Source organism: Mesobacillus sp. (assembly GCF_049588175.1).
GTDB lineage: Bacteria > Bacillota > Bacilli > Bacillales > Cytobacillaceae > Mesobacillus.
Genome location: NZ_JBAVFI010000530.1, coordinates 1 through 6,865, shown reverse-complemented (window position 1 = coordinate 6,865; position 6,865 = coordinate 1). Strand labels below are relative to the sequence as shown.

The following is a 6,865-nucleotide window of genomic DNA, read 5'->3' as shown; positions in this document are numbered from 1 at the left end:
AAAGGATATTAAAATTACTAGTACTCATAGAATATTAATTTTTAGCGGGAAATTATATCACGATTACTTTTGAGAAAATACCAAAATTTCTTACAATTTATTGACCATTTATTTAACGAAATGTTATGATAACGTTAAATAAACGTTATACATATTTACAACTTGGAAAGGTGGGATATGATGCGCGATGGCTTAACAGCAGGACAAAAGGCCACCATCAATGTCATCGTTACACCCGAGATGTTTGCCAGCTTTGAAGGAGAGCTTATTCACCCGGTATACTCTACGGTATCGATGGTTTATCACATGGAATGGGTCTCAAGGCAAATTATCCTTCCGTTTTTGGAGGATCATGAAGAAGGGATGGGCGGAGCAGTCAATGTGAAGCATATTGCCCCATGCACTGAAGGCGCAGAGGTTTTGATTACTGCTACAGTTACTGATGTGCATGCGAATACCATTATAACCAACTTGAAGGCTGAAAGCCGTGGTCGACTCGTTGGGGTAGGAGAAGTGAAGCAAGTCATCCTTCCTAAAACGAAAATAACTGAATGGTTAACAGGAAGCTAAAAAAATTTGCGCTAAAATGAAAGCGCTAACACGATTTAACGGAATAAAGGGGGAAAGAGAAATGGATATGTTTGAACAAATCAGAGAACACGAACAAGTTGTATTTTGTAATGATGAAGCTACAGGATTAAAGGCGATTATTGCGATTCACAGTACAAGATTAGGACCTGCTTTGGGCGGTTGCCGCATGTACCCATATAAAACTGTGGATGATGCACTAGAAGATGTACTTCGCCTTTCAAAGGGAATGACATATAAATGTGCAGCTGCAGATGTAGATTTTGGTGGAGGAAAAGCAGTGATTATCGGTGATCCAACTAAAGATAAGAGTCCGGAGCTTTTCAGGGCATTTGGACAATTTGTTGAATCGATTCAGGGCCGTTTCTATACAGGCACAGACATGGGAACCGATCCAGAAGATTTTGTTCATGCATTAAAGGAAACAAATTGCATTGTAGGTGTGGATGAAGTATATGGCGGAAGCGGTGATTCTTCAGTTCCGACCGCACAGGGCGTTATTTATGGATTGCAGGCAACCAGCAAAGCGCTTTGGGGAACAGATGATTTATCCGGAAAAGCCTACTCAATCCAGGGTCTAGGAAAGGTTGGCTACAAAGTTGCAGAATACTTGCTTGAGAATGGTGCCGATCTATTTGTTACAGATATTAACCAGAAGGCAATCGACCAGATTGTGCAGAAAGCCGGGGAAATAGGTGCAGGAATCAAGGTAGTAGGCAGTGATGAAATCTACTCACAGCCAGCTGATGTATTCATTCCATGTGCAATGGGAGGGATTATTAATGATGATACAATCCCACAGCTTCAGGTCAAAGCAGTTGTTGGATCTGCAAATAATCAACTGAAGGAAGTGCGTCATGGCCTTGTCCTTCAGGAAAAAGGCATTCTCTACGCTCCAGACTATATCGTCAATGCTGGCGGCTTAATCCAGGTAGCGGATGAACTGTATTCACCTAATAAAGAGCGCGTCTTAATGAAGACGAAAGCAATCTATAATTCTCTTTTGAATGTGTACAGCCAGGCTGAACGTGAAGGAATCACGACAGTTGAAGCCGCAAATAAGTTCTGTGAAAACAGAATTGAAGCAAGAACGCGGCGCAACAGCTTTTTCTCTCATATGAAACGTCCAAAATGGGCAGTGAGAATGTAATAGATTTATAGTTTTTAAAAATCAGACTTTATAAAAGGGTGAGCCGATGGATAAACTTTTTCCGATTTTTCAGGTGATGGATCCAAACGGAAATATCGTGTCCGAGGAACATAAATATTTAGTTACAGAGGAACGTGTGAAGAAATTCTTTTCAGAAATGGTCAGGATCCGTATGTTTGACCGGAAATCAATCAGCCTGCAGCGACAGGGAAGAATCGGGACGTACGCTCCATTTGAAGGCCAGGAGGCTTCACAAGTGGGTACAGCCCTTGCGCTGAAAAGTGATGACTGGATGTTCCCGACATACCGTGACCACGGCGCGGCGATGGTTTTTGGCCATTCATTAAGAAATATTTTGCTGTTCTGGAATGGACGGAATGAAGGCTGCGTTCCGCCGGAAGGTAAAAAGATTTTTCCTCCGGCTATACCAATTGCAACGCAGATTCCCCATGCTGCGGGCGCAGCGTTTGCGGAGAAACAAAAGGGAACGAAGAATGCCGCTATCTGCTATTTTGGCGATGGCGCTACTTCCGAGGGCGATTTTCATGAAGGCTTGAATTTTGCAAGCGTCTTTAAGTCTCCGGTTGTTTATTTTAACCAAAATAATCAGTATGCGATTTCTGTTCCGATCAGCAAGCAGATGAATTCCGCGACAATTGCACAAAAGGCGATTGCTTATGATATCCCGGGTGTGAGAATTGACGGAAATGATGTATTTGCTGTTTATCTTGAAACAGAGAGAGCACTTGAACGCGCTCGAAATGGGGAAGGTCCGACATTGATCGAAGCGGTGACGTGGAGATATGGGGCGCACACGACAGCGGATGATCCAACGAAATATCGAGACCAGGGAGACAGTGCAGTAAGGCGAATGGAAACAGACCCTTTACTTCGACTTGAACGCTGGATGAAAAATGAAGGCATATATGATGAAGCATGGGTTAAGGATCTCGAAGTGAAAGCTAGTGAAGAAATTGATGCTGCGGTCCAGGAAATGGAGAGCTTTCCGTCTGCCGATCCTGCAGTGATTTTTGATTATGTTTTTGAAAAACCGACATGGACAATTGAGAAGCAAAAGCGGGAATACCTTGAGCTGATCGGTGGTGAAGCGCGATGAATATAGCTGTTCAAACAAAGACATTAACGCTTGTTCAGGCAATAACGGATGGTCTTGACACGATGCTGGCTGAAAGCAAGGATGTCATTCTTCTAGGAGAAGACATCGGAAAAAATGGCGGAGTTTTCCGCGCGACGGAAGGACTTCAGGAGAAATACGGTGAAGACCGTGTAGTCGACACTCCATTAAGTGAAGCCGGCTTTGTCGGAGCAGCAATCGGCATGGCAGTAAATGGCTACCGTCCGGTCGTTGAAATCCAGTTCCTTGGATTCATTTATCCGGCATACGAACAAATCATGACGCACGCCTCTAGGTTAAGAATGAGGACATTGGGCCATTTTACAGTGCCAATGGTCATTCGCGCTCCATATGGCGCAGGAGTTCGTGCTCCGGAAATCCATTGTGACAGTACAGAATCACTTTTTACCCATATGCCAGGCATTAAGGTTGTTTGTCCATCAAATGCTTATGATGCAAAAGGGTTAATGATCGCCGCGATTGAAGATCCAGATCCGGTTTTGTTCCTTGAACCGATGAGGAGCTACCGTTCTTCCAGGGATGAGGTGCCAGAAGGCAAGTATACCGTGGAAATTGGGAAGGGCAAGAAGCTTACCGAAGGCCAAGATGTTACGGTAATCGCATGGGGAGCAATGATACCTGTTGCCTTGAAGGCCGCTGATGATATGAAGAAAAAAGGGATTGACTGTGAAGTACTCGATTTGAGGACCCTTTACCCGATTGATAAAGACCTGGTCATTGAGTCTGTACAAAAGACGGGACGTACAGTAATTGTTCATGAAGCACACGCGACCGGTGGAACAGGCAGCGACCTGATTTCCCTGATTAATGATGAAGCTTTCCTTTATCAAAAGGCACCTGCAGAGCGAGTAACTGGCTATGATACGCCAGTGCCTTACTTTGGATTCGAAGACCATTATCTGCCGACCCCGAGAAGAGTCGCAGCTGCAATTGAGAAAGTGATGAAGTTTTAGGAGGCGTGACAATGGTTGAAGTTAAGCTCCATGATATTGGGGAAGGGATGACGGAAGCGGATATTAACTGTTACCTCGTCAAAGCTGGTGATATTGTTAAAGCTGATGACCCATTGGTTGAGGTCCAGACGGATAAAATGACCGCGGAAATCCCTGCTCCTAAATCAGGTATAGTAAAACAAATCCTTTTAAGTCCTGGTGAAACGGTCAAGGTAGGAACCACGCTGTTAATTATAGAGGATATGCCTTCAAACAATGCAGAAAAGTCAGTTGAGAAGCTTGATTTGAAAAATAATCATCGCGAAGCAGAAGCACAGCCCGTGCCAGGACTGAATTTGCCGAATCGGCCTATGAATGGCGTTTTACCAGAAGGTGAAAGCAAGAAGCCGAATCGTATTTTAGCATCACCTTATACGAGGAAAATTGCCCGGGAAAATAACGTAAACATTTTACATGTTACCGGTTCAGGACCTGCCGGGCGAATAGTTGATGAAGACATATATACTTTTATTAAAGGAAGAGATTCAAAGGTTGTGAAAGATTCTGAAGGTTCTTCAGAATTAAATGTTCCGAAGGTTTCAGAACATGGTTCCGAAGTGTTGGTTCTGAATGATTCGGAAGGTGGTTCTGAACTGGCTCGGAATGAGGTTCCGAAGCTTTCAGAAGCACTGCAATCAGATACATTGCCATTTAGAGGCCGAAGGAAGCAAATCGCCAAGAAGATGGTACAGTCGCTTTACACAATTCCTCATTGCACTCATTTTGAAGAAATCGATGTGAGCGAGCTGATCAGCTTCAGGCAGGAACTTAAAGGTGCAGGAATTTCGATTTCAGCCACAGCTTTTTTCATAAAAGCCTTGTCAATTGGCTTAAAAGAATTCCCTATTTTCAATGCGAAGCTTGATGAAGAAGACGAAAGCATCCAACTTTTGCGTGAGCACCATATCGGAATCGCCGTAGATACTCCTGATGGACTGATTGTTCCAGTCATTAGGAATGTTGAGCAAAAAAATTTAAAGCAAATCCATGAAGAGATGAAGAGGCTGACGAAGCTAGCGCTAGACGACAAGCTTACGGTCAAGGATATTTCTGGTGGGACCTTCACGATCAGCAATGTGGGGCCGCTTGGCGGAAGCATTGGCGCGACTCCGATTATCCAGCATCCGCAGACTGCTCTTGTTTCCTTCCATAAAACAAAGAAGCGTCCGGTTGTGACTGAACAGGATGAAATAGCGATCCGTTCAATCATGAATCTTTCAATGGCCTTTGATCACCGGGTAGCGGATGGGGCGACAGCTGTCGCTTTTACCAACCGTTTTGCCCAGTTGATTGAAAATCCGAAAATGATGCTGCTGGAGTTGATGTAAATGGTCGTTGGTGAACTTGCACATGAAAAAGATCTAGTCATCATAGGCGGAGGACCTGGCGGATATCATGCGGCAATCAGGGCAGCGCAGCTTGGTAAAAATGTCACTTTAATAGAAAGAGACCAGCTTGGCGGCATTTGCCTGAATAAAGGCTGTATCCCTTCAAAAGTGATGACCCATGGAGCTGAAAGGTTAATGGCTGCCAAACAGGATGCGATGCTTGGTATTGAAACTTCCGGGCTGCATTTTGAGATTCAAAAACTGCGAAGCTATAAAAACCAAGTCGTCAAACAGCTTCGTGATGGAGTCGAAGCATTATGTAAGGTGAATAAAATTGAAGTCGTGAAGGGCAGCGCTTTTTTCCTGTCGGACGAAAAAATCGGCGTCGAAAATGAAGACAGCTATGAGGTTTATCGATTCAATGAAGCCATCATTGCAACTGGAGGTACGCCAGTGAAATTGGACGGTGTACCAGATTTGAATGAAAGAATCATTGATATCTGGTCGATCGCCGATCTGGCAGAAGTGCCGGAAAATCTAATCATACTTGGAGATGACTGTATTGCATTGGAAATGGCGATGGCGTTCCAGGCATTTGGTTCAGACGTAACCCTCGTTTTAAATGAAGGAAAAGAGGACTTTTCATTCGACTCCAGCATTAATAGAGAATTGAACAGGGTGTTAAAGAAGTCCGGTATCTCTATTGTTAAAGGCTTCTCATTTGAGGAAGTGAAATTAACAGAAGATGCTGTTGCGGTTATCCTTGATGGTTCAAAGGGTCAGAGGACGGTTGAAGGCAGCCATTTATTTTATTCTCTTGGCGTGAAGCCTCAAATAGATCAATTAGGTCTAGATCGGCTTGGAATGAAAATGTCTGCAGAAGGTTTTATTTTAACAGACCAAACTGGCCGGACTTCAATTGAGAGGATCTTTGCAATCGGTGATGTAACAGAAGGACCACAGCTTGCCGTCAAGGCAATTAAACAAGGCAAGACTGCTGCGGAGACAATTTGCGGCAGGGCAAGTGAAAACGACCTTACTTTTATTCCGCATATTGCACGGACACGGCCGCCGATTGCCTGTTCGGGGTTAACCGAGCAGGAAGCTGAGCTGCAAGGATATGAAGTCGGAGTTGGAGAATTTTCAATGTCTGCCAATGGATTCGCGACGATTCTTGGTAAAAAAGAAGGTCTTGTGAAGGTAGTATTTGATAAAGAAAGCGAGTTGCTGTTAGGCGTCCATTTGATCGGCCAAGGAGCAGTTGAATTGATTTCAAACGGCATCCAGGCTCTGGAGATGGCTGCACGTGATGAGGATATAAAGTTCCCTTCCTACCCGCATCCAAGCATCAATGAAGCACTGCTTGAAGCTGTTGAGGCGTTTAAAGGGGAAGCGATTCACAGCGTGCCGAAGAAGCAGAAGGTGAAGGTTTGACGTTTTTACCAAATGGTGATGACCCGCCGAATTATCTTAAATTAGGAGATTCAATCGGGAAGATAAGCGCCAACTGGTGAAAAAACGGTTCCAACTGGTGAATAAATGACTCCAACCTGGTGAAAAAACAAGTCCAACTGGTGAAAAAACAAATCCAACTGGTGAAATAATTTAAATCGATCATTTTCAAGACAGGTTGGTAGGTAGAAACCCTATT

At 44.1% G+C, this 6,865-nt stretch carries 6 protein-coding genes; all 6 read left to right on the top strand.

Annotation, left to right across the window (positions count from 1 at the left end; translation table 11 throughout):
* Nucleotides 1-180: 180 nt before the first annotated feature.
* Nucleotides 181-570: a thioesterase family protein gene (locus tag WB217_RS13010; protein ID WP_423993643.1), complete on the top strand. Its 390-nt coding sequence runs from the start codon at nucleotides 181-183 to the stop codon at nucleotides 568-570.
* Nucleotides 571-631: 61 nt separating this feature from the next.
* A complete protein-coding gene (locus WB217_RS13005) occupies nucleotides 632-1,738 on the top strand; it encodes a Leu/Phe/Val dehydrogenase (RefSeq protein WP_423993642.1) in 1,107 nt (368 codons plus the stop codon).
* A gap of 46 nt (nucleotides 1,739-1,784) precedes the next feature.
* On the top strand, nucleotides 1,785-2,855 hold the full coding sequence (gene pdhA / locus WB217_RS13000; protein WP_423993641.1) for a pyruvate dehydrogenase (acetyl-transferring) E1 component subunit alpha: 1,071 nt from the start codon (nucleotides 1,785-1,787) through the stop codon (nucleotides 2,853-2,855).
* Nucleotides 2,852-3,847: an alpha-ketoacid dehydrogenase subunit beta gene (locus tag WB217_RS12995; protein WP_423993640.1), complete on the top strand. Its 996-nt coding sequence runs from the start codon at nucleotides 2,852-2,854 to the stop codon at nucleotides 3,845-3,847. The genes pdhA and WB217_RS12995 overlap by 4 nt, the downstream gene beginning before the upstream one ends.
* Nucleotides 3,848-3,858: 11 nt before the next feature.
* Nucleotides 3,859-5,214, top strand: a complete 1,356-nt coding sequence (locus WB217_RS12990) for a dihydrolipoamide acetyltransferase family protein (RefSeq protein WP_423993639.1) — start codon at nucleotides 3,859-3,861, stop codon at nucleotides 5,212-5,214.
* Nucleotides 5,215-6,648, top strand: coding sequence for a dihydrolipoyl dehydrogenase (gene lpdA / locus WB217_RS12985; protein WP_423993638.1), 1,434 nt, complete (start codon nucleotides 5,215-5,217; stop codon nucleotides 6,646-6,648). It abuts the gene before it with no gap.
* The last annotated feature ends 217 nt before the right edge of the window (nucleotides 6,649-6,865 follow it).

Coding starts and splice junctions, on each gene's coding strand:
- WB217_RS13010 (WP_423993643.1), top strand. CDS start 181: ATGCGCGATGGCTTAACAGCAGGACAAAAGGCCACCATCAATGTCATC.
- lpdA (WP_423993638.1), top strand. CDS start 5,215: ATGGTCGTTGGTGAACTTGCACATGAAAAAGATCTAGTCATCATAGGC.
- WB217_RS12995 (WP_423993640.1), top strand. CDS start 2,852: ATGAATATAGCTGTTCAAACAAAGACATTAACGCTTGTTCAGGCAATA.
- WB217_RS13005 (WP_423993642.1), top strand. CDS start 632: ATGGATATGTTTGAACAAATCAGAGAACACGAACAAGTTGTATTTTGT.
- WB217_RS12990 (WP_423993639.1), top strand. CDS start 3,859: ATGGTTGAAGTTAAGCTCCATGATATTGGGGAAGGGATGACGGAAGCG.
- pdhA (WP_423993641.1), top strand. CDS start 1,785: ATGGATAAACTTTTTCCGATTTTTCAGGTGATGGATCCAAACGGAAAT.